This window comes from Vibrio sp. 704 (genome assembly GCF_033339295.1).
In genome coordinates this window covers 1-654 of the sequence record NZ_JAWOUH010000537.1, presented here as the reverse complement: position 1 = coordinate 654, position 654 = coordinate 1, and the positions used below count along the sequence as shown (strand labels likewise).

At 39.9% G+C, this 654-nt stretch carries 1 protein-coding gene; it reads left to right on the top strand.

Going from position 1 to position 654, the window contains the following annotated elements:
- Window positions 1-200 precede the first annotated feature (200 nt).
- Window positions 201-398 (top strand): hypothetical protein, encoded by a 198-nt coding sequence (locus R7R24_RS27600; RefSeq protein ID WP_017448124.1) that lies wholly within the window; start codon window positions 201-203, stop codon window positions 396-398.
- Window positions 399-654 lie beyond the last annotated feature (256 nt).

Genomic DNA, 654 nt, shown 5'->3' with positions numbered 1-654 from the left:
TATGCAATTAGGGAAGCACTTTTGCTTCCCTTTTTTAATTTTAGATAACCCGAAGTAGGTAAAATTACCTTTCATAGGAAAAGTCTTACGTATCACTTAACGCACCTTGACAATACTCGGACAAAAAACCATCGATCAAATTCTAATCTAATTCTATTGAATAAGTATGTTGTGTGGCCACGGAGGCCGTTAGACAGGACATGAAGGATAAACCTGAGTACAGCGAGGATACAGAGATGAAAGCGCAACAATTTAAAGAGCTAAAAAAGAAGCTTGGAGACCTGACGGCAAGTCAGTTAAAAACATTGCAAGGCGAAATCAGCATGACGCTGAACAAAAAGGAAAAGCCATTGCTCTCCACTGAAGAGCGTGAAATGTTATCTAAACTGTTTGTTTGATTAAGTTATTGATATAAATCACTTGCACGTTTTATAAACACTTCCTATGCTAACAGCAGCATAATAAGTGGAATTATAATCATGCCAGTTTCAGGGATTCACTCCGGTCAACAAATCATGCAGTTGTCGCACAAGATGGCGGATAAAGCTGCACATGAGATTCAACAAACCTTCGTAAAAGGCGGTGAAGACTTATCATTCAATAAAGTCGAACTCGCTAAAAACGTGGCTTTCGCCGCGACCCCTTCCCTAGCCG